The sequence below is a fragment of the Bacillus cereus group sp. N24 genome (assembly GCF_016483345.1).
Lineage (GTDB): Bacteria > Bacillota > Bacilli > Bacillales > Bacillaceae_G > Bacillus_A > Bacillus_A toyonensis.
Window position 1 is genome coordinate 1 of the sequence record NZ_JAEHCA010000030.1, and the last position, 23,506, is coordinate 23,506.

Genomic DNA, 23,506 nt, shown 5'->3' on the forward strand with positions numbered 1-23,506 from the left:
ACATGTACTATCACACCTTGCTTCGCTGTAAGTACTGGTGCTTCTGTATCCTTCTCTTCTTCTTTTTCTACTACTTTTACTGTTACCGTTACAGTTGAGCTGTTACCCGCAATATCAGTTGCCGTTACTTGAACTGATATTGTGCCTGGCTTACTTGTATCATATGCACCTACTGTTACTACTGGGTTTGGATCTTTATTATCTTTTACTTCTACTAAATCACCTGCATTTAAGCTATCCCCGACATGTACTATCACACCTTGCTTCGCTGTAAGTACTGGTGCTTCTGTATCCTTCTCTTCTTCTTTTTCTACTACTTTCACCGTTACTGTTGTACTTGAGCGATTTCCTGATACATCTGTTGCCGTTACTGTTACTTGAATTTCCCCTGCCTTACTTGTATCATACGCTCCTACTGTTACTACTGGATTCGGATCTTTATTATCACTTACTTCTACTAAATCACCTGCATTTAAGCTATCTCCTACATGTACAGTTACACTCTGTTTTGCTGTAATTACTGGTGCTTCTGTATCTTTTTCCTCTTCCTTTTCTACTACGTTAACAGTTACTGTTGTACTTGAGCGATTTCCTGATGCATCTGTTGCCGTTACTGTTACTTGAATTTCTCCCGCCTTACTTGTATCGTAATCTCCCACTGTTACTACTGGATTCGGATCTTTATTATCACTTATCTCTACTAAGTCTCCTGCAGTTAGACTATCTCCTACATGTACTGTCACACCTTGCTTCGCTGTAATTATTGGTGCTTCCGTATCTTTTTCCTCTTCTTTTTCTACTACGTTAATGGTTACTGTTGTACTTGAGCGATTTCCTGATGCATCTGTTGCCATTACTGCTACTTGAATTTCCCCTGCCTTACTTGTATCATACGCTCCTACTGTCACTACTGGATTTGGATCTTTATTATCTTTTACTTCTACTAAATCGTCTGCACTTAGACTATCACCGACATATACTGTCACACCTTGTTTTGCTGTAATTACTGGTGCCACTGTATCTTTTTCAGGTTTCTCTGGTTTTGTTGTACCACCATCGTTACCATCGCCGCCTGTTGGTGGGTTTGTACCTCCTCCACCGTCGTTACCATCGCCGCCTGTTGGTGGGTTTGTATTTCCTCCACCATCGTTACCATTGCCGCCTGTTGGTGGATTTGTATCTCCTCCGCCATTATTACCATCGCCGCTTGTTGGCGGTTTTGTATCTCCTCCGCCACTAGAGTCTCCAGAAGTTGTTGGCTTTTTATCATTATTAATTGGAGGTATTAAATTATCTGCACTAGCCACTCCATCATTGATATTTAGATCGCCACCAAATACAAAGTTCTTACTACCCTTATTATCCGAGACAGAAGGATTGTTTGTTGCTGATGCTATTGAAGTATTTAAATCTGAAAAACGATTATTTGATTTATCACTGTCAATAACTGATGCTAGATTTCTATCTGAATTTATAGCCGCGATCGCAATTGAATCCGTTAAATCATCAAATTTCTTTTTGGTTTTGTTATTTTCAATGATTCCGGCTAAATTTTGATCTGAGCTACGTTTTGCATTATCAATGATTTCATCAAAATCATTAGTATTTAAATTCTCAGTTGTTGCATCCTTACTTTCATCTTTTTTCTCATCTTTCTTCTTTTCTTTTTCCGTATCTTTTTTCTTTTTAGATACTGATGCTGTTTTGGTGCTCTTTTTTTCCGAAGTAAACAGCGAGCAGCCTGAAACTACCCCAACACTTAGGGTAGTAGCAGTAGTAGCAAGTAAAACTTTCTTAAAAATTTTCGAATAATCTAATGGCACAATCAATTCCTCCCCATTACTTAACCTGCACTAATAGTTGCTACAGAGGTAGCAGAGCTATTAGGTGCAGAATTATTAATTTTTTCAAGTAAATCTTTATTTCCAACCTTTTGAGCAAACTTTTTAGCTTCCTCAGATTTATTTAATTTCAAATAACTATTAACAATAATTCCTTCTCTTCTGCCATCTAGTGGAACATGGTCTTTTAATTTAATAACTTCTTCATGTCTGTCATCTAATGCTGCAATTTCAAAATGAATTAGTGGATTTTTTGTTTTGAGTTCTTTTACTTTTTTCAAATTATCTACAGCTATATAATATGAAACTACTGATTCTGCAAAATCTTGCTCTAAGTCAATAGCCTTTTGTGCTTTACCGCTTAAAAGATAAGTAAATAAAACTGCCTTTTTATCTTCTTTTCCTAACTTTTTATAATCCACTTTATCAAATTCCAAGGCAGCATCTTGATATTTTTGAACTGCAGATAACCTTAATCCATTTATTAGATTCGCGTTAACTTCTAAACTATTTACATTATTTGCAGATGCAGCCTGTGAATTCTTCAAATTGCTAAAGGCAAAACCTGCTAATATTAATAAAACAATCGATGCGATTCCTATAATAGCGTACTTATATTTTTTCATATTATTTAAGATTCCTTTTTTATCGATTACTTCTTTCTCTTCTTGTTTAAATCTAGTTTCATTTGGTAGATTTCTTTTCTTATTTAAATTAATTTCATCACTTTCTGGTTCTCTTTTAACCACAACTATTTTTTGTCTCTTTTGTTCTTCTATTCTCTTTTCTTCCTCTAATCTTCTTTTTCTTACTTCTTCAAGTTTTTTCTCTTCTTCTTTCCGTCGTGCTTCAGCCTGTTTCCTTGCTTCTTCTTCCGCCTTTCTACGCGCTTCCGCTTCTTCACTTTTCCTTGCTTCTTCCTCTGCCTTTCTACGTGCCTCCGCTTCTTCACGTTTCCTCGCTTCTTCCTCTGCTTTTCTACGTGCTTCCGCTTCTTCACGTTCCCTTGCTTCTTCTTCTGCCATTCTACGTGCTTCCGCTTCTTTACGTTTCCTCGCTTCTTCCTCTGCTTTTCTACGTGCTTCCGCTTCTTCACGTTCCCTCGCTTCTTCCTCTGCTTTTCTACGTGCTTCCGCTTCTTTACGTTTCCTTGCTTCTTCCTCTGCTTTTCTACCTTCTTCTACTTCTGGTTGTTCTTTATTAAAATTGCTTTCCGAAGTGCTTGACTGTTTTTGAATTGTCGTAATCCAATCAAGAGCCGGATTACTATTTGAAGCTTCATTTTTAGGTGTATTTAAAACTACACTTTCTTCTCTATTTTCACTTTGTTTCAACTGTTGTTCCAAATGCTCTTGTTGGAATTTCTCACTTACTTGATTCTCATGAATATCCTCATATTGTTCTTCTTCCTCAGCTAATAATCGTTCTCGTCGTTCTTTTTCTTGTCTAATCCTTTCCTTAATTACGTTTCTTTTTCTATTATTTTGCATATAACAACAATGGCCTCCTTTCTATTGGTACCTCATTAATGAGAGTAATTAAATTATTTATCCTTCATAATTAATCATGAGATATTTCTATAGAAAAACTAAGGAAAAATAAAGGTAATATTATTTTTTAAAGCATAATAAATAAAAAAAGGATAAACAGGTTGCACCCATTTATCCTTCTTTTTATTTTACATCTATTGAGGTTATAGTACATGTTATCCCCTTAATACATCAATTTGTTTCCAACTTTTAGATAGAAAAAGATGCAATACACTCGTCGCACTAAATATTCAGATATATACGAGTATATATTTTCACGCCATATTAAGTTCATCCATAACTTTCAACTTTTCATGTAGTAGATTAAAAATCTCATCTTTATAGTCACATTTCTTCAATTTTTTAATTGCTTCTTCCTTTATTTGTGACACTCTTTCAGTTGTTATCATAAGTGCTTTTGCAATTTCTTTATGCAAATACACTTTACCATCTAAAAGACCAAAACATAGATTTAGTACCATCTTTTGTTTTGGGTTTAATACTTCATCAAATATTAACCATATCTCGTAATTTAAGTCTTCAATTACTATCTCATTTATTAAAGGAATTGCTGAATTATCATCATAGAATGGCTTCGACATACCTATATCTTCATTTATTGTATCTATATCCAAAGTCATAGTAGTAGCTCGCTTATAATATACGTTGTGCCTAATGACTGTTTCGCTTGTTACATCTAACTCTTTTACAACTTCCTCCACCGTAGGGGTTCTGTTATACATTTGTAAATATTTATCTTCTAACTCGACATATTTTAAATTAAATTGATTCACATAATTAGGTATTTTAAAAGGCCCAGACTTTTTTTTACATATAATTCCTAACATACTTTTTTGTATCCACCAAAAAGCGTATGTGGAAAAGCAATAGCCTAAAGCCGGATTAAAATCTTCCATTGCTCGTAACATTCCCTCATTTCCTTCTTGAACCAGATCATCAAACTCTATATCAGGGTGCTTGTTTTTGTACTTTCTTGCAATAGATAATACTAGTCCTACATTCACATGAAATAAATAATCACGTAGATCCTTTTCACCATGTTTGTACCGCTGAAATAATTTTAAACTTTCCTGTTTTGATAGTACCTTATAATTTCCTATTTCCTTAATTTCAAAAGTGTTTCCTTCTGGATAAGCCATTGGCTTAATACTTCTTGCATTAGAATCTTGTGTTATAGTTTTATTTAATGACTCATCGCGATTCAAGCTGCTATATGATTGATTCATACCTATTCCGTTGCCAAAACCTTATAAAAGTCTATAAAGTTTGTTTATTTCCCTGTTCTACGAGTCCGGTTTTGCCAAAGCTACTACCGTTTGATATAACTCTCCGAGGGCGTAAATTCGGATACAACGCATCCTACATATTAGCCATAACGTTTAGGTGTTAATTGGCTAATTCATAACGTGACAAGTTGATGGCTGCATTCAAATCCCGATCTATGACATGACTACAAGCACATTTGTATATGCGATCAGACAGCTTTAGATCTTTCTTGATGCTCCCACAACTTGAACACATCTTAGAAGATGGATACCATTTATCAGCTTCAATAAATTCAATACCGTATTTTTCGCTTTTATATTGAATTTGTCGCTTAAGCTCATATAAACATTGTTTTGCAATAGCTTTAGACAAGTGCTTATTCTTCATCATTCCTTTGATGTTCAAGGTTTCCATCACGATTCGATATGGCTTGGTTTTCACGATATCTTTCGTGACTTGATGAAGATAATTTGTTCTGATATTGGTCAACCTTCTATGCAAGTGTTGTATTTTCTTTTTGACTTTTATAATGTTGCCGGTTTTGATGAAACGGTTTCCCTCCTTATTTATTTCATATTTGCGAGAAACTTGACGTTGCAACCTACGAAGTCGTTTCTCTACCTTTTTTACTGTTTGTGTTTTGTTGATATTTTTCTTTTTCTCTCCATCCGAGCAAACAGCCAGTTCCTTCACACCAACATCAATACCTAGTGAGACATCTGTTAATTCTATTTTGGGACATTCGTTTTCTACGCCAACGGACAAATACCAATACTTTCCGTCGAAATGAATACGTGGATTCTTATACTTTACATCGACTGGTAATGATTCTGAAATTTTCATCCATCCAACTTTTTCAATCAACACTTCGTTATTTCGAACTTTCAATTTCACATTATCGTTGTAAAAAGACGGCTTGGATTTTCTTCTGCTTTTGAAACATGGTTTATTAGCCAGCCCCTTGAAGAATCGCTTATATGCTTCACAAGCATCTTTGATCGCTTGCTTTGTAATGTTATTGGATACTTCGTATAGCCATACATATTCTTCTGTTTGTTTCAGAACGGTTAATTCTTTACGAAGGAGGCCGTCAGATAGAAATTTACCACCGTGCTTGTGATTTTCTTCTTGTTTACCTAATGTCCAATTATAAGCCCATCGGGCTGTTCCAACGGATTTCCAAAGTTGATGTTCTTGTTCTTTATTTGGTCTTATTCTTACTTTCCTCGCAAGTATCATTTTTCATCAACTCCTTAATCATCTTCTTGGCTTTATTGGCTCTTTTGCCTTGCAATCTACAGCTGAAAACAGTGACAATCTGAATTAAATCTTCTACTAATTCTTGTTTCTCGGTCTTTTTTGTATGGTCAATGACCTCAATAGTCGTTCCATATTTATTACATAGGTTTTCGATTAATTCATACCCGAATCGAATTAACCGATCTTTATATAGAATAACAATTTTTTCTACTTCCGAATTAGTGACCTTATCAATTAGTTCATTTAATCCCTTTTTATTATAGCTAATCCCACTTCCTATATCAGTGATGATTTCAAATTGATAGCCTTTAGCAAACATATACGTTTTTACGTTATCAATTTGTCTTTCCAAATCATCTTTCTGTTTATGAGAGCTAACTCTACAGTATCCTATCACTATTTTGTTTAACTGCATTTCACCTTTAATACCCAAAAAGTGATTAAGTTGTTCTTGTGAGTAATATCGATAACCCCTATCCGTTACGTGATGTGGTTTAAAAACATTTTGTTTATCCCAGTTTCTTAACGTTTGAGTTGTCTTTCCTATTAAATTAGCAAATTCACCTATGGAATAGTACTTCATCTATATCACCTCTCTAATTATTATTACTTAAACTTTATAATAATTAGAGGGTCTTTTATAAAGTTTTATAGATTTATTTCAACTGTTACTTCCCTCCCTTCTCATTTTATCGAATTGTTTCTAAAAACATCTTTGTCTCCTTTTGTACGTTACTAATCAACTTACAATTCCTTGCGCATGTATTGGCAACTTCTTTATGTGCTTTTGTTTTTCTCAATTCTATATAAATATCGCATCCTTTGCAGATGCTACTAATACCTTCCATTATTTCTAATTGTCTTCTTCTTTCATATAAAAACTGCTCTTTTGTTTTCTTCTCGCTTACTCGTCTCCCCATTTGTTTCACCTCGTATACATGAATAGTATTATTTAGTCATTTAAAACTACTATCGATATTACATAGATACGAAACTTCACCTTAAAACTCTTCCAAATTTATCCTGTATGTATATGATATAGGATTATAACAAAATGTAAAACAAATTATTCCGAAAATTTAAAAGATTACTGAGATATTAAAATATCCATCATCTCCTTATGATTAAACTAATTATATTTATATAAATCTTGATAATCATCAAGGTTTATATACAATTTAAACCCTGATGACTATCAAGAACACGTATAAAATAATGGATGTTTTGTATTCTTCTATACAAAACATCCGTTTAGAAAGAGTAAAAAATAAATTTACCTTTAAAGCTTCCAAATTTATATTTCCTCGAATCTCATATGTAATTTTTGTATAATCAACATAGAAATTTCAATTTTATAAAAACCACTCATTCTAGTTATGGTATACAAAAGTAATTAATCATTTGTATCCCCTATTAATATGTTTTTTAACTTATTTTAATCAAAATAGCTGTCTTATTACAACAAAGTTCTAAACTATAAATAAAAAGAATGCCCATTACAGATAGGCATTCTTTCTTATTATTACAAGATAGTTCTAGACTAACGAGACAATAATTCATATTTAAATTTACCTTAAAGTACAAGATAGTTCTGTACTACTTGTTCATACCATGTTTTTCTTCCTGTAGTATAAAATTCTCATTATTGTGATCTCTAACTAATTTTTCTACGTATTCCTTTATATTTCCTACACCATTTTTGATAGCCACTTTTACCCCAGCACTATCTATCATCTCCGATAAAGTAACGACTTTCCCTTTAAACCTTGTATCTAATTGGTGTCTAACCCTTCTCTTTTGAAAATCTTGTACGGATTCCTCAAGAGTAGAAATATACCCCACCAATAAAGGGTAGTTTTGTTTAACTGCAAGCTTATTATATGAAGCTAATATTGTACTAATTGCCGCATACGTTTTTCTAATTAGTTTCCCTCTAATTTCTTCATACTTTTCCCAATCATGAATAATTTTTTTAGCTTCCTCTACATAGGCTAGATCTTCCGTATGATAATCGCCTGCGTTTCTCTTGCTCATATTCTTACCTGAAACTGAAGAAGGCGAATGTTCTTCTAGCCAACTTTTATCATATTTATTTAACCAGGCATACGCGGCTCTATTTAGGATATTCAAACTTGCTCGTGTATAATTAGGATATTCATTTCGAAGTTTTACCCATTCTTGTTTATATTGTAATGTTTTCTTTCTCTGCTCTATCACTAATTTTTCTTGCTTTGATATATTTATCGTTATGTTTTCTCTATCATTCAATATTTTTCGTATTGTATTTGTTGAAAAATTCGTTCGCAAGGCTATTTCTTTCTGTGTTAATTGATTAGATAAAAGTTTGTTAAATTCTCGCTCCCAAACATGTCCTTTTTGCATAATCCTGTTATTGAAATACGGAACTGCTAAGGGGTTTTGTTCCCACTCCCTAAGCCGATAAACAAACCCACAACTACACACAAAATCTCCTTGAACTTCTCGATTTAAACCGTGAACGCTAACTTCTACTTTCTCTACACATTTTTGTAAATAATGATCAGCTAAAGGGTTCATACAAATCCAAGGTCCTTTTCCAAAAGGTTCATACGCATATTCTTTTTCAAAAAAGTTTTTTGCAGTTCCGCATAAACATCGCATAACTAAAATGTGCCTAATGGGGTGACAGGCATATATCCCACTTTCTCCTAAAACATATTTAATCCACGATGTTCTATCATCTATTAGAAATGATGAATTCAACATTTCTAATAGTGTTTGTGAGTAATGGTCTTGAAGTAATTCACTTAATCGCCTATGTCTTTTCAACATCGGATACCCAATTCCATTAACCTTCAAAAGTGTTTCGTATTTCTCAAGATAATATTCTTTTGAAAAAGACGAAAAATCTTTGTGTAGTAAATAATCTATATCTTGAGCAATGCTTATTAATTCACCCATAAGCTTAGTTCCATAATATACTTCATGACTATGTTTATTCTTTGGATTGGGATAAATAAAATTGTGATTTTTTATTTTAACAATATTAACAGGATGCTTGATTAATGGAACCTGATGTTTAATACATACAAATACCCCTGGTATTTGATTTAATCTGTTCCAATATCCTTCACCGTAAAGTTGATACTGCTCTTTTAAACACTCTGCACAATAGTAAAGATGCTCTTTAGATTTCACATCTCCTTTTTTGGAACTATACAATGCATAATTGAATTTTATTACTTCCTCATCGTTTAATTTTGTTAATATATTTTCATACCAATTTTTCGTTTTAAATGCTTTAACAAAAGGCAACATCGTATGTTTATCTAAAAAATAATCTGTAGTGTACGAATCTGAAAATAGCTTTACCTTATCCACCAAATGTTTTATATGGTGGGAGATTGATTCAATTCCTAAAAACATTACCGTACTTTTAAATAAATCCTTCATAGTGTTTTCTTTGAATATATCTGTACCATGAAAATGATACCTAGCTACTATGCTGTAAAATAGCTCCTCTTCATATGGTTTAGGAAAATACTTAAGCATCTTCTATCTCCTTTATGAAAACCCTCATTTAATTGCGTGTTTCTTCGAAAATCTTAATCATTAAAACAATAATCTTCTAATGAACTTTTGATGTATCCCTCAGTATTCAAGGCTTCATACGCAGATATTTTTGTCTTTCTACCATTATTAATAATAAGTTGTAGTACATTTTCATCTACTGCTTCGGTTTTTATTTTTTTTCTTTTGTTTTCTCTTTCCCCAATATAACGTAATGCTTCTTTCATTAAATCTGCAATATTGAAACTAGGGAATTTTCCTAATACATATTTTGCAGCCTGTTCCGCGTCTCTTTCATTAACATCTAAATTTATAAGTGAAAGAATAATTTTTTCTAACTTTGTTGGTTCTATTTTCAGACGCTCTTTTGCAATTTTTTCTTTCTTAGCTTGAATTTTTGCCTTCATATCAATTACTGGCATCTTATTCAACATATAATCTTGTATATCTAGGGGTATTATATCTTCATATTGTGCTATCTCTGCTTCAAGACCCGATTTAAGAGCTTTCAACATAGGTTGCACAAGCTTTAAATCTTCCTTATTAACTTTTTTAATTAGTTCTACTGAAATTTTCTCTATTCCCGTTTCAATAGCTCTTCCCTGAGCTAATACAAACAGCTTTACCGCTATATCTACTATACCTTGGCTTTCTTCGTAGATTATATCTATTAAGTCTCGGTCAAGTTCTACATATTTCTTTGTCCATTGATAATCCCACATACTTGTAATTAAAACTTCCCAATCTTCTTTATTGTTTATTTGTTGCCAAATCATATCGCCTTGCCCACTTCCTCTACGTGCCTGCCTAAAATCCTTTTGTAAAAGTGTTCTTGCTCTCATAGTTCCAATCAGCATAACCGGAATTCCTATTTCATTAATGAGGGTAACGAAAAAATTCATCATCTTCTCTGATGCGACTCCTTTTGTAGCTAAGAGATGCTGAATTTCATCAATTATTAGCGCTCCTACACAATGCAATCGTGAGATTTGTCCCATTCTAGTTACCATAGAACTTATTGAATTAGAGGTTTTTCCATACCTTTCAAGATAATTTGTTCCAATTAATTGATCTATTTTTTCAAAAAAACTTTGACACAAGGATTTTAAAGATCCATCGTGGGGGCAATTTAACTTTAACCAAACAACCTGAATTGTATTAAGCGGATGTCGATGGATAATTAGTTGAGGATATAACGAAAGTATTCGCTCAATAGCTGTTGACTTTCCAATCCCGGAGAATCCCATCAACGTAAAACTAGATGCAGTCGCCCTTATGTCTGCTGACAAACCGAACTCTTCATTATTTACTAGTTTATGATGTAATTCATTTAAAATTTGAACATGTTGTTTTTGAAGGGGATTACGATTTACATAACCATAGCGTAAAAACCGTGAGAATCTTCTTTCTAAATCGAGTGTTTGACCAATTGGTTGAAAAAAACGGGTTAAACGTAATAAGGCATGATAACGATGATGATCTGATAGATTTCTTTCTTTTTCATGATAATTTGGAAGAAAACTCAATTGTTCAAAAGCTTCCCCGTATGACAAGATACTAGGTAAAGCTTCTATTAAAGGATTTCCTTGATATTCAACTAATTCCTGAGTCTGATAATGGGCTAATAAGGCATATGTTCCATTATCCAACTGAACTTCTCTTAAATTATCACTCACTATTTTTTCCTCCTTGTCCTATTAAATAACTCTTTTACTGACTTTCGTTCAAATTTCTCTTCTTTTTTCTCTTTAGGCGTATCTTCTATCAAAGCTTGCTTGTCATCATTTTCAAGCTTAAATACTTCTTCTACTCTTCTTACTTTTCTTTCCAACTTGGTATTTTGTTTAATATCTTTAATCTTCTCGGCCTTTGATAAATTCTTTGTTTGTTTTTGATTTACTTCCTTAACTGCTTCCTCAACAATTGATTGAATGCTATCAAAAAAGTTTATCTCTCTTTGTAATAACGTATGTTCCTCACTTTTGAAACTTTTGCTTTCTAGCGTATGCAATTGTCTAATTTCATCTAAAGTTTTATTTTGATACCTCTCTTGATGCTTTAATAAATAGCATGTTTCAAAAATCTGCTCATCTTTTGTATGAATATAGATATTATTCATATTTCGAGGATCATAAGAGATATCTACCTTCCAGCTTTTTTCTGTCCTTGCTGTAGCAAACCAAGATTTTTGAATTGCTGTTTCACAACTGTATAGCATCTTTTCAAATTTAATGCCTTTTGCTGTTACCGTTGCATGTCCTCTTGGCATCAAATAGAATTTTATTTTATCTGGATCATCTATCCTTAATAATCCACCATTGTTTTTCACTCCCCAACTCCATAATTCAATTGGAGTTGGTTTTATGTTATTTGCTATCATATTTTCATCACGTATATAATCTTTCATATAAAAATTTTTATTATAATGAAGAATAAAATGAAGGATAACTTTTGTGTATTGTTCAATATCTAGCTTTGCCTCTAAACGAGGATCTTTTGCACCACGTTTCCCCCAATCCTTTGACACATACCCTGGCAAAAAAGGACGTATCTTTTCTTGTGATGTATCAAATAATTTTTCTACAATCCCTTTCCAATCTGGACGAAAAGCTGGATTATTTTTGACCTTTATACCTAATGCATCTCTTAAGTGATTTACATTATATCCTTCTAGCTCTCCACGATCTCCTATAATCTCCTTTGGTAAATGTGCAGCTGGCCAACACTCATTTGTAATATGGATACCGTAGCTCTCACAAAACTCTTTTTTATTAACAGTTGCATTAAATAATGCCATCATCATCCCAACCCATGAAGGACCTTCTAATCCAACATAAAAACCTGTAATCATATGTGTAAATACATCTACCACAAAATAAATAATTGGTCTCTTTACTACCCAATCAGAATTATACCGAGATGTTATATATACATTAGCAACTGTTGCATCAATTTGATAACTAGATCCTGGTCCTCGAACCTCAAAAGAAGATGAGCCTAAAATAGCTCTATGATTTCTTTCAAACTCTTTCCGGCCATACTTCGCAGTAATAACTTCTTCTACTCCGTACTCCTTATTAAACCAATAATAAAATTGTCGATATGTAGGGATGCTATCTTCATTCTCAATTACAATATATTTAGTACCGTCTTTATAACGAACATCAGCCTGAAAAGCATCTCTAATCATCATCTTATACGTATAAACCAGTGTATTCTCTGGGCTTGTAAAATAATAATATTGAACTGCCTTCTTAAAAACTTCTTTTATCTCTTTGGTAACATTAATACCTGTACTATTTCTTGTTCTTGGTCGACCAGTTTTTTGTTCTCCCCAATTTTTATCCTGTCCTTTGTTACCACAATTTCTATAATCCGGAATTAAGCTATCTCTTACTTTCCCTCTTTGCCAATAATTCCTTAAATATTTATATACTGTTTGTTTAGAACAACCAAATTTTTCTTTTGCTGGATTAATTAGTCTTCCTCTCTCATTTCTTTTATAAATACTAGGTTCCAGAGTTACTAAATCTTTTATAATACTCCATGCTTTATCTCTAATAATAATGTCGTTTTCTTTCAATTCTTCATGATTTATAACTGGAAATAATTCATGAGTCTCGACTTTTTTATATTTTTCACTTACAAAACTCATATAGATATTCTTGATTGTATCGGCAAAAGGGAGAGCCTTCTCATCAAATATATCAATCAAATATGCTATGATATTGCCCTCATCAATCCATAATACTCTGTATATTTTTTCGTCATCAATTGCTTTAAATGTTTCATTAACTGATAGCGTAATCACATTTATCACCTTCTCCTTGATTGAAAGTTATTTCTTGTACACATAAACTGTTTGGATTTAACTTCTTTTCTCTCATATCTACGGAAATGACCTTTCTTGCTACTAGGTATTTAAAATAATTGATTGATGAACCTACATCTAAATTGTATTTTTCATCAAATTCATTACAAAGGCTAATAAGATTCTTATCAGCTTGTTGAAAATTCATTAAATACTTTAAAAATACCTTGACCAATGTTACATTCTTAATGTCTTCTAAATAATAATGTTCATATACCCAAGATATATTTTCAGATAACTCTATAGGAATATCTTTCTCTGTCACAATCCCCCAACTAATTCCCTTTCTCGCCCAATACTCTCTTTCAACTTCAAATTTTTCAATCGTTCTTCTATCTTCTAATTCATTGCTAGGTTTTACAGTTCTAGCAATATATTTAATTTTTTCACCACTTCGAATCGTAAGAAAAAAATCTGTAGTTAATACAACTAATGTTTGTGTATTCTTACAGATAGGATGATTAATCCCTTTCTCTTCTGAGATTTTATGTGTTAATTCTCTATTCAAAGGGAATTGTTCACGAATATCTATAACTTCTTTTCTCCATTCTTGCGTAAAAAAATATTTCTCTTCTAAATCAGATAAAAATTCATGCCCCCTATTTGTTTTCCATCCCTTTAATCGATTACTATTTCCTCTTGAAGATACATTTTGTATTGTTAACCAGGGTTTATAATTACTTAATTCTCCTTGTCCTCTTCCTTCTTTTATATACTTCTCTATTTTTCTCTCTGTCCATTCATTATTACGCTTTGCCATCCTCATCCCCCTCTAAAATTCGTTATCATTCCCAGTATTGGACATTATTATGCATACGATACATGCACTTATAAAAAAAGATACCTTATAAAAAGGTATCTATTTCACTTCTTTATTTTGATATAAATTATGCAATACTTGTTTTAATTCTGGTTTTATAGAAATAATAGAACGAACCATTTTTGCTTGTTGTTCTGCATCTTCCACATTAGAAGCATGCCCTAATTCTAATAATAATCCCGTTGCAACTGTACCTGTACGATTGCGTCCACCAGAACAATGGAAAAATACTTTTTTATCTTGTTCAACAGCTTCCTTGATCGCTGCAATTGCATTTCTTACTGAATCATCTTGCCCTTCTACACCTTCTACGATTGGATAAGCATGACGTTTTGTTCCAGCCGGAAACCCTTCTGGTTCCTCTCCTCCAGCACGTAAATCAAACACCTCTGTAATCCCATGTTTTTTTACTGCGTCTTGTATAGCGTCCACTCCACCAATATATACTTTTCCTTTTACGAGTTCGTGATAGTTAGTCATGTTTGTTAGTCTCCTTCAATTATTATTTAGCAGCAGTTAGATCCGCCACTGATAACAAGGCCTGCACCTTGTTGGTCTTCTACATAGTCTAGTGTCAATGTATTTACTAATTCTACAACCTTTGGATCCATAGCAACTTGAATACCATTTACTGTTTCTGTGACATCATTTTCTTCTGCTTCGCCTAAATTAATACCGTAACTAGGACCACAGCATCCAGCACCATCAAATGTAAAACGTAATGTTGTAACACCATTTTCTTTCATAGCAGTTTCAATAAACTCTTTTGCTTTATCTGTAATATTCATTTTCATTTCTCCCCTTCATAGTAACTAATTAAAAATGTTTTATTTCACTAAAGCTTTAAGCTTCTCATATCCCACAATATCATCCGATTGCCAAGGGATGATAACACAGTTATTTTGTGATTCCCTTTGCACCGCTTGAATCCATTGTACTTCAGACTGCGCCCTTCCTCTTAACACGGAATCGCTTGTATGTGTTGCATAAAAACTTTGATTGATAACCCACCATTTCGGATTAATATCCGCACGTTTTAAGTCTCCTTGTAGACGGCTTGCTTCATGAACTGGTGTCGCTTCTGCAAGTGTTACAATTACAACGCTTGTTTCTTCTGGATTACGCAAACGTGGTAATAAGTTTTTCACAGACTGTGGTACTTCACCCGTAGAACGTGCAATTTCCTTATGATATGTTTGTGCTGCATCTAGTAGCAATAATGTATGACCTGTTGGTGCTGTATCAATTACTACAATTTCATCATTAGCTCTTTCAACAATATCGGCCAAAGCGCGAAAAACTGCAATCTCTTCCGTACAAGGAGAACGTAGGTCCTCTTCAAGATACGCTAAACCTTCTTCATCAACTGTATCTTTTGCTTGCTCTATGACTTCCTTACGATAGTTTTCAACTTCTACTTTTGGATCAATTCGACTTATCGTAATATTCCCTTGTTCTCCATGCATGACATAATCAATATGTGCTGCAGGATCAGTTGTAGTTAAGTGTACATGGTGTCCTTTTTCAGCCAGACCAACTGCAATTGCTGAAGCTACCGTAGTCTTTCCGACACCACCTTTTCCCATTGTAAAAATTACTCGTTTTCCTGATTCTGAAAGATTAGTAATCAATGTCTGAAGTGAAGGAATAGAGACGGTATTTGCTTCTTCATCCGAAATTGAGAGATTTTCCATTGGTTGAACCAGTTTTCTCATATTCTCTATCCCAGTAACATTAAACGGTACTAATGGAATTTCATAAGTAGGAAGATTCTTTAATTCTTCTGCCATGTTTTCTAAAGCACTTGATTGTCTCTTAAACAGCGCATTTGAGACATCATCATTTTGTACATAGTCTTTCAAGATACCATTTACAAGTAGAAATTGATTACTAACACCAATTTCTTTTAATTCCTGTGCTGCTCGTTCCGCTTCTTGTAATGGAGAACTATCTGGTCGTGTGACAAGCAATAACATCGTTTGGTTCGGATTAGATAGTGCCTGAACTGTTTGACTATATAACTCTTTCTTATCACCAAGTCCTGCTAGTGGTCCTAAACAAGAAGCCCCATGAGTACTTTCTTCCAGGAAACCACTCCAAGCCGTAGGAAGTTGAAGAAGACGTAACGTATGACCTGTTGGTGCTGTATCAAAAATAATGTGATCGAATTTCGATGTTAATTCTCTATTTGTAAGTAACGTAGAAAATTCATCAAATGCGGCCATTTCTACTGTGCAAGCTCCAGATAATTGCTCTTCCATCGTTGCAATAACAGCATCAGGGAGCTTTCCACGGTATGGACCAACAACACGTTCTTTATATTCATGTGCTGCTGTTTCAGGATCTAAGTTTGCTACTTGTAGATTTGGAACACTTGGAATTTCTTTCGGTTTATTCGTAAGTTCTATTTCGAACACATCTTGTAAATTAGAAGCTGGGTCAGTACTTATTAATAAAACTTGTTTCCCCATATCAGCTAACGTAATAGCTGTTGCACATGCAGTAGATGTTTTTCCTACTCCGCCTTTACCAGTAAAGAACAAAAATGGTGTGAATGCTATTGTGTTTGGGTTATATAAGTTTGTCATTGCCTTTCACTTCTTTCTTTATTTTTTCACGTTTAACTTTAAACGTACGACTGGCTTTTGACTCAACTCTTCTACTGTTATATCCGTTAATTGTGTAAGTTCTTCATTTGTCAGGTGACTTTTTTCTTTCACTACTTTTCCATCTACCAAAGTTACAGGCAACACGTCTGGTCCTTTATCTGTTAATAGTTGACTAATAACAACATTATTAGCAAATGCATCTGGTTCACTTGCCAAATTATAACGAGTCACATCAATTCCTTTATTCTTTAAGTTGTTAACAGCAACTGAAATACGGATTAACTCTGGATCAACACTTGGTCCACACACTCCAGTAGAACAACACATCGCAGGATCAAAAATTTCAATCTTTTTCATCTCTGATTTCTCCCCTTCTTTATAAAATAAGCCGAGAAGATTCTCGGCTTATTTTGTTTTCAATTATTCTCCTGTTTCAGCAAACTTTTTAATACGTCCACCAATCTCATCGCGAACTTTTTGGAATACAGACCACTCTTGACCAGCTGGATCATCAAATCCCCAGTGAACTCGTTTTACATGTGGTGGTGTTGTCGGACATACATCATTTGCGTGACCGCAAAGTGTTACAACTAGATCTGCTTTATCTAAAATGTCACGATCGATGATATCCGATGTTTGGTCCGTAATATCAATGTCTACTTCTTTCATTGCTTTAATTGCATTCGGATTTACTCCGTGTGCCTCAATACCAGCAGAAAGTACATTCCATTTGTCACCTAAATATTTTTTACCCCAAGCTTCTGCCATTTGGCTACGACATGAGTTTCCTGTGCATAAAAAGTAAATCGTTTTCTTGTTTTCCATGATAATTCCACCTTTATTATGAATGTTTATTATTATTGTGTTTGAAAGTATTTACGCTGGAACCAAAGTGCTACATTTACAAGAGCTATCATAACTGGAACCTCGACTAAAGGTCCGATAACTGCTGCAAACGCTGCACCTGACTGAATTCCAAATACACCTACAGCTACTGCAATCGCTAATTCAAAGTTATTACTTCCAGCTGTAAACGCTAATGTTGTTGATACACCGTAACTTGCACCAATCTTTTTGCCCATAAAGAAAGAGACAAAGAACATGATTACAAAATAAATGAGTAACGGAATTGCAATACGTACAACATCAAATGGTACGCTAACAATCACTTCTCCTTTTAGAGAGAACATCACAATGATTGTAAATAGTAATGCGATTAAAGTAATTGGACTAATCTTTGGAATGAATACTTTTTCATACCATTCTCGTCCTTTCGTTTTCACAAAAATTAAGCGTGTTAGCATTCCTGCGATGAATGGAATTCCTAAATATATAAACACTGATTTTGCAACCTCTGCCATTGTTATATCTACAACAGCACCTTCAATTCCTAACCATTCTGGAATAACTGTTACAAACACATAAGCATATACTGAGAAAAATAACATTTGGAATACAGAGTTAAATGCTACTAATCCTGCCGCATATTCTGTATCACCTTTCGCTAAGTCATTCCATACGATAACCATCGCAATACAACGAGCTAAACCTATCATGATTAAGCCCACCATATATTCTGGCTTATCTGGTAAGAATATAACGGCCAAAGCAAACATTAAAACAGGTCCAATAATCCAGTTTTGTACCAGTGATAATACCAATACTTTTACATCTTTAAAAACGCGCCCCATCTCTTCGTAGCGTACTTTTGCAAGCGGTGGGTACATCATTAAAATTAAGCCAATCGCAAGTGGTATAGAAGTTGTTCCTACCTGCAGACTATTCATTCCATCAACGAATCCAGGTGATAGATATCCAACTCCAATCCCTACTGCCATTGCGAGAAAAATCCAAAGGGTTAGATATCGATCTAGGAAAGATAGACGTTTTTTCCCCGTGTTGCTCATCCTTCTCACTTCCCTTTCTAACTATTTATTAACAACCACACCGGAGTGTAGGATTGCTCTCCACAATTTGTTTAATTTTCTCTGTTTGGTCTGGTATATGTGCTAAAATATCTTCTAAAAGCGTGTATAAATCACTTGCTTGATTTAAAGAATAATAAATCCACTGACCTCTACGCTCTTCTTGCACTAAACCTAAATCCTTCAACTTTCGAAGATGCTGACTGATAGAAGGTTGACTCATATCAAATACTTCAAGAAGTTCACATACACAGCATTCACGTTGTTTAAGGATTGATACAATTGTTAATCTTGTTTTATCTCCTAATAATTTCAGTAATTGGGATGCTCTTGTTACTTCTACAACTGTTTTTTCCATATCTACACCTACCTCGTTATAATTACATAAGCATATGCTTATATGTTGTGTAAAAACAAAACGTATTATTCCTTCAAGTTACTTTATTCTCACTTTCGAAATAAGTATATAACTATTTGCTTATATGTTCAACTAAAAACTCTCATCTTTACAGAATCTTTACATTCGATTTCCTTATTTAAAATTTGTACTCTTTTTCTTATCCCAAAAGATATAAACGATAAATCCTATAGGTCCTGTTAAAAAGATAAATATCAACCATATCAGAAAATGTTGCTTACTAATTTTATTTTTCCGATATTCGAGCGTAACATATGAACACATGTAAATTATCAAAAGATATATACCTACAATTAGCAATTGATCTAACAATCCTATCCCCCCATTTTTTAATAGATAATTCTTAGGTATTTTTTAAAATCATATCATAAGTAAATAATTATATGTCTATATAAAGGGTGATAAAGTTTATAAATCCCCTACTAATTCTAATAAGTATTTACTTATTTGAACTATACTTAAGGATTCGAGGTATATGTAAATAATTGCGGTATAAAGGTATTCACAAACTCATCTAATGTGTAAATACCTTTACCATTTAAATTTCAGATACAGTTTTATTTATTCTGCAGATAACAATTTTTCCATGATCATTACATCAACATGTTCTCCGTCCATTACACCCTGCTTTTCAAACACTCCTACTTCACGATAACCCATTTTACGATATAAGCCTTGCCCTAGATTATTAAAAGAAAAAGTAAACAAAACAAATTTATAGAATTCATTTTGCTGTCCGGTCTTTTCTAAAGCTAAAAGTAACTTCTGTCCCAAACCTTTTCCACGATACTCTCTCTTTATGTATATAGATAGCTCCCCTACACCTCGATAAGCGCATCGATGACTATATGGATTAATAGAAGCCCAACCGACAATTTTAGAATTCTCTTCAATAACAATTACCGAATATCTTTTTTCTCGTTGGAATAGCCATTCCATCACATATGTATCTGTTTTTATTTCTGTCTCTAAAGTCGCAATACGGTCCTCGATACCCTCATTATAAATAGTCATAATTTCTTGTGCATCTTGTTCAATTGCTTTTCTAATCTCCATACTTATCTCCCCCTTATTCACCTCATATCTTTAAGTAGCTTATTAGCTTTCTCACAACAAATTTAGCATCTGATCCAACTCCCCTTAATGTCGCAGAAGAAAACGAGCGCTGACCTTCTAAGCCAACATAATAAACCCCTTGGACTTCTGTACTTACACCAGCTATTTGTAAGGGTTTTCCTTCCGAGTCCAGTGCTCCAATAGCACTGAAGTAAGAGAGATTAGGATGATAGCCCGTTGCAAAAATGACCGTATCGATTGGCTCCTTCTTCCCATCAGGCCAAACTACACCATCAGTGTAAAAAGATGTAAACATAGACCTTTGATCTGGATTCCCCCTAGCTAATCGTTCCTTGTAATCACCTAAATCGATGACTCCACCTGAACTCGGTGCTGTTTTTCCAAATCGCCAAAACGGAAAGGTATCTACGCCTAATACCTTAAGCCAAAAATGTAAATCCTTCCCCCACACTTTTTGTTTCATGAGTTGAACAGGCTTTCGTACAGCTAAAGATACTTTACTTACATCGGCCAGTTCAAGTGCAATTTGGACAGCTGAATTTCTCCGCCCCACCACCACTACTCTTTGATTCATATAATGATTCGGACTCCGATACATAGCGGAATGTATAATATTCCCCTTGAATTCCTCTTGATCCTTTATTATCGGATTAAACGGACTGTGGAAAGAACCAGTTGCATTTATAATAGTTCTAGTCAAAAATGTCTTTCCAGAGACTGTTTGAACTTTAAATATTCCATCTTCTTTTTCTATAGATTCTACTCGCTGATTTAACATAACTGGTAGCTGAAAATTGTCCACATAATTTTGCAAGTAATCAATCACTTCGTTCCTCGTGGGATAATCATTAGGATGCCCTGGGAATTGCATTCCAGGTAACGATGAAAAACGTGCGGGAGAAAACAATTTCAGACTGTCATAATAGTAAGGCCAAGACCCAGCTGTTCGCTCACTCGCTTCTAATATTAAAAACTGTAATCCTTTTTTTTGAAGGTGATAACCAGACGCAAGACCAGCTTGCCCTCCTCCAATTACAATGGAATCTAATATTTCTTTCATCATTATCCCACCTTTGATTTACTTATTTAATTAGATTCTTTTAATTCTCGATACGCTTCAAGGAAACTCTGATAAGTTTTCTTTCCTAAACTGTTTTTTTCGAGTCTGAACATACTTTGAAAAACATAATCCTTTGCATTTTCAACATTACATTGGTGGGCATTCATTATTAATCTTATATAGGATACAAAATAGTCTTTCTTTAAATTACCCGCATGATTAATAACCATTTCATTGTGTTCTCCTTTCAAACTTAATCATTCTGTAAGGAGGAGTAATATAAATTACTCCTCCTTACAGTTATTCTCCTTACCACAACATGAATCATCTACTTTATTAGGCTTTAAATTCACACTACAAACACCAGTCTCTGGCAAATCAAGTTCTACTTTTTCAGCTGCCTCATAATCACCAGTAAGGTAAGCAACTATAGATCTAACTTGTTCATAGCCTGTCGCCATAAGGAAAGTAGGCGCTCTTCCATAACTTTTTGAACCTACAATATAGAAACCTTTCTCTCGGTGCCGAAGCTCTTTTTCACCATGGGGGCGAACAGTGCCACAACTATGAAGGTTAGGATCGATTAGTGGTGCTAAAGCCCCTACACTTTCAGTAGCAGTATCAATAGATGTACGTATTTCACTTATCATAGATAAGTTAGGACGATTCCCTGTATTTACAATCATCTCTTGGATATCAGTAATTTTTATTTCTTTTTCATCTTGATGACCTACAATGTCCATTCCATTTTTTGTACTAACTACGTATTGAATTTTATATGGTGTCATTACTTCCACGATTCCTTCATCAACCAATTGATGAATGCGGGTACCTAAGGTTCCGCGTGCTTCAAGAGCATCTTTTTCCTCTCCCCCGTATGCTTCTTCCACACGTTGCTTTCTCATAATCCATACAATCTTAGTCCCTGGATAGGATTCCTTTAATTTTGCCAACTCCAATAAAGCATTGATTGCAGAATGACCACTTCCAACGACAGCTACATGCTTATTGGCATATCGCTTTTGTTCATTTCCTAATATATCTGGAATACCATAAAAAATATGCTCGTTAAGGGATTGCTCTTCTTTCAACCAGATACCATTAGAATTTGCCGGATTTGGATTTCCCCACGTACCGGAAGCATCTAATATCGCTCTAGCTTCATAAACTTGAAGTACACCTTCTTTTTCTGTATAGATCATGAATGGCATTTTTTCACGATTCGTTGTTTTCATTTTATCTGTATCTTTCTTACCTATAGATAGTACTTTAGTATTCAAATGGATAAATGGTTTAATTTCTGGAAGATTCGCAAGCGGTTGTAAGTATTGTTCTACAATTTCTCTTCCTGTTGGTAATGCGTTTATGTCAGGTGATTCCCAGCCATGTTGTTCAAGAAGAGCTAGAGCTGCTTTATCTATGTTATATTGCCAAGGTGAGAATAACCGCACATGGCCCCATGTAAGGATGTTTGAACCTATATTTTCCCCAGCTTCTAATAAGATAAATGATTCACCATGTTTTGCTAAATGTGCAGCTGCAGCTAAACCTACAGGACCTCCCCCAATAATGGCAACTGGTAACTGTTTTAATCCCTGCATATCAGTATTGTTTTGTAATGTTTGATTTTCCGTTCCGCAGCACTCTTGTACTTTGAATGAAAGTTGAATAGGTTTCATGAAAAAATCCTCCTTATTTTATCTAAATTTGTAAGTGTAGTTCCTTAATTGGATTCTTTAAATCAAAAAAAATTGATTTAAAGGCTATAATTATTGTTCAATTTAATCACTTATCAAAAAGTTATATTAATCAAGAAAAATTGATTTAAAATATATTAAAATGCTCTTTCGCCCCAACCAAAATTATGACATAGGACGAAATATACAGCATAATTGTTCAGATAATAGTGCATCTACTTCTTCTTTATTAATGTTATAGTAACTCCATGTTCCTTTTGTTTCTTTTGTAATAAGATTTGCATCAAGTAAAAGCTTTAAATGATACGAAAGTTTTGATTGTGGTAATTCAAGAACACCCGTTAAATCACATACACAAGTTTCTCCACGTTGGCACAATTCATACAAGATGTGTAACCTTTTTTGATCTGCCAATGCTTTGAACTTTTTTTCATATTTTTCAAAGGATTGAGGAGTTAAATGATTGTATAATTTTATTTCTTTCATAGTAATTTCCTTTCATCAATTTTTTTTGATACTTTCAATATACACACATCACTGTCATTTTGCAATTGATAAATCAA

The 23,506-nt window shown here is 33.8% G+C and carries 22 protein-coding genes; all 22 read right to left on the minus strand.

The features are described from left to right. Window positions 1-1,823: adhesin (locus JDS95_RS26230; RefSeq protein WP_199690874.1), on the minus strand; the 1,823-nt coding region annotated here is incomplete at its 3' end. A 20-nt stretch (window positions 1,824-1,843) separates the two neighbouring features. Further along, window positions 1,844-3,331: a hypothetical protein gene (locus tag JDS95_RS31300; RefSeq protein WP_052943524.1), complete on the minus strand. Its 1,488-nt coding sequence runs from the start codon at window positions 3,329-3,331 to the stop codon at window positions 1,844-1,846. Window positions 3,332-3,645: 314 nt separating this feature from the next. Then, a complete protein-coding gene (locus tag JDS95_RS26240) occupies window positions 3,646-4,617 on the minus strand; it encodes a sigma-70 family RNA polymerase sigma factor (RefSeq protein WP_002046616.1) in 972 nt (323 codons plus the stop codon). A 160-nt stretch (window positions 4,618-4,777) separates the two neighbouring features. Next, the gene (locus JDS95_RS26245) at window positions 4,778-5,896 is read right to left on the minus strand and encodes an RNA-guided endonuclease InsQ/TnpB family protein (protein ID WP_000599429.1); all 1,119 of its coding nucleotides are present in this window, start codon (window positions 5,894-5,896) and stop codon (window positions 4,778-4,780) included. Continuing rightward, a complete protein-coding gene (locus JDS95_RS26250) occupies window positions 5,859-6,500 on the minus strand; it encodes an IS607 family transposase (protein ID WP_085451172.1) in 642 nt (213 codons plus the stop codon). The genes JDS95_RS26245 and JDS95_RS26250 overlap by 38 nt, the downstream gene beginning before the upstream one ends. 106 nt (window positions 6,501-6,606) lie before the next feature. Further along, the gene (locus JDS95_RS26255; RefSeq protein ID WP_000533697.1) at window positions 6,607-6,837 is read right to left on the minus strand and encodes a hypothetical protein; all 231 of its coding nucleotides are present in this window, start codon (window positions 6,835-6,837) and stop codon (window positions 6,607-6,609) included. Window positions 6,838-7,513: 676 nt separating this feature from the next. Beyond that, window positions 7,514-9,448 (minus strand): TnsD family Tn7-like transposition protein, encoded by a 1,935-nt coding sequence (locus JDS95_RS26260; RefSeq protein WP_199690875.1) that lies wholly within the window; start codon window positions 9,446-9,448, stop codon window positions 7,514-7,516. A gap of 53 nt (window positions 9,449-9,501) precedes the next feature. Further along, on the minus strand, window positions 9,502-11,142 hold the full coding sequence (locus tag JDS95_RS26265; protein ID WP_199690876.1) for an ATP-binding protein: 1,641 nt from the start codon (window positions 11,140-11,142) through the stop codon (window positions 9,502-9,504). Further along, window positions 11,142-13,277, minus strand: coding sequence for a Mu transposase C-terminal domain-containing protein (locus tag JDS95_RS26270; protein WP_199690877.1), 2,136 nt, complete (start codon window positions 13,275-13,277; stop codon window positions 11,142-11,144). The genes JDS95_RS26265 and JDS95_RS26270 overlap by 1 nt, the downstream gene beginning before the upstream one ends. Further along, window positions 13,258-14,097 (minus strand): TnsA endonuclease N-terminal domain-containing protein, encoded by an 840-nt coding sequence (locus tag JDS95_RS26275; RefSeq protein WP_199690878.1) that lies wholly within the window; start codon window positions 14,095-14,097, stop codon window positions 13,258-13,260. The genes JDS95_RS26270 and JDS95_RS26275 overlap by 20 nt, the downstream gene beginning before the upstream one ends. A gap of 99 nt (window positions 14,098-14,196) precedes the next feature. Beyond that, window positions 14,197-14,637 carry a protein-tyrosine phosphatase family protein gene (locus tag JDS95_RS26280; RefSeq protein WP_199690879.1) on the minus strand — a complete coding sequence of 147 codons (441 nt, stop codon included), beginning with the start codon at window positions 14,635-14,637 and terminating at the stop codon, window positions 14,197-14,199. A 26-nt stretch (window positions 14,638-14,663) separates the two neighbouring features. Then, window positions 14,664-14,945, minus strand: coding sequence for a HesB/IscA family protein (locus JDS95_RS26285; protein ID WP_001027744.1), 282 nt, complete (start codon window positions 14,943-14,945; stop codon window positions 14,664-14,666). 39 nt (window positions 14,946-14,984) lie between these two features. Further along, window positions 14,985-16,745, minus strand: coding sequence for an arsenical pump-driving ATPase (gene arsA / locus JDS95_RS26290; protein ID WP_000183542.1), 1,761 nt, complete (start codon window positions 16,743-16,745; stop codon window positions 14,985-14,987). Between the two features lie 18 nt (window positions 16,746-16,763). Further along, on the minus strand, window positions 16,764-17,123 hold the full coding sequence (gene arsD, locus JDS95_RS26295) for an arsenite efflux transporter metallochaperone ArsD (RefSeq protein WP_000717836.1): 360 nt from the start codon (window positions 17,121-17,123) through the stop codon (window positions 16,764-16,766). Window positions 17,124-17,186: 63 nt separating this feature from the next. After that, window positions 17,187-17,591 (minus strand): arsenate reductase (thioredoxin), encoded by a 405-nt coding sequence (gene arsC / locus JDS95_RS26300; protein WP_000428326.1) that lies wholly within the window; start codon window positions 17,589-17,591, stop codon window positions 17,187-17,189. A 32-nt stretch (window positions 17,592-17,623) separates the two neighbouring features. Beyond that, window positions 17,624-18,673, minus strand: a complete 1,050-nt coding sequence (gene arsB, locus JDS95_RS26305; protein ID WP_000072357.1) for an ACR3 family arsenite efflux transporter — start codon at window positions 18,671-18,673, stop codon at window positions 17,624-17,626. A 28-nt stretch (window positions 18,674-18,701) separates the two neighbouring features. Beyond that, window positions 18,702-19,049 carry an ArsR/SmtB family transcription factor gene (locus JDS95_RS26310; RefSeq protein WP_000416311.1) on the minus strand — a complete coding sequence of 116 codons (348 nt, stop codon included), beginning with the start codon at window positions 19,047-19,049 and terminating at the stop codon, window positions 18,702-18,704. 621 nt (window positions 19,050-19,670) lie between these two features. Then, the gene (locus JDS95_RS26315) at window positions 19,671-20,165 is read right to left on the minus strand and encodes an arsinothricin resistance N-acetyltransferase ArsN1 family A (protein ID WP_199690880.1); all 495 of its coding nucleotides are present in this window, start codon (window positions 20,163-20,165) and stop codon (window positions 19,671-19,673) included. Between the two features lie 22 nt (window positions 20,166-20,187). Further along, window positions 20,188-21,246, minus strand: a complete 1,059-nt coding sequence (locus JDS95_RS26320) for a flavin-containing monooxygenase (RefSeq protein ID WP_199690881.1) — start codon at window positions 21,244-21,246, stop codon at window positions 20,188-20,190. A gap of 26 nt (window positions 21,247-21,272) precedes the next feature. Next, window positions 21,273-21,476: a hypothetical protein gene (locus JDS95_RS26325; RefSeq protein ID WP_000236376.1), complete on the minus strand. Its 204-nt coding sequence runs from the start codon at window positions 21,474-21,476 to the stop codon at window positions 21,273-21,275. Between the two features lie 54 nt (window positions 21,477-21,530). Further along, window positions 21,531-22,925, minus strand: coding sequence for an FAD-dependent oxidoreductase (locus JDS95_RS26330; protein WP_199690882.1), 1,395 nt, complete (start codon window positions 22,923-22,925; stop codon window positions 21,531-21,533). A 183-nt stretch (window positions 22,926-23,108) separates the two neighbouring features. Further along, a complete protein-coding gene (locus JDS95_RS26335; RefSeq protein WP_000658766.1) occupies window positions 23,109-23,429 on the minus strand; it encodes an ArsR/SmtB family transcription factor in 321 nt (106 codons plus the stop codon). Between the last annotated feature and the right edge of the window lie 77 nt (window positions 23,430-23,506).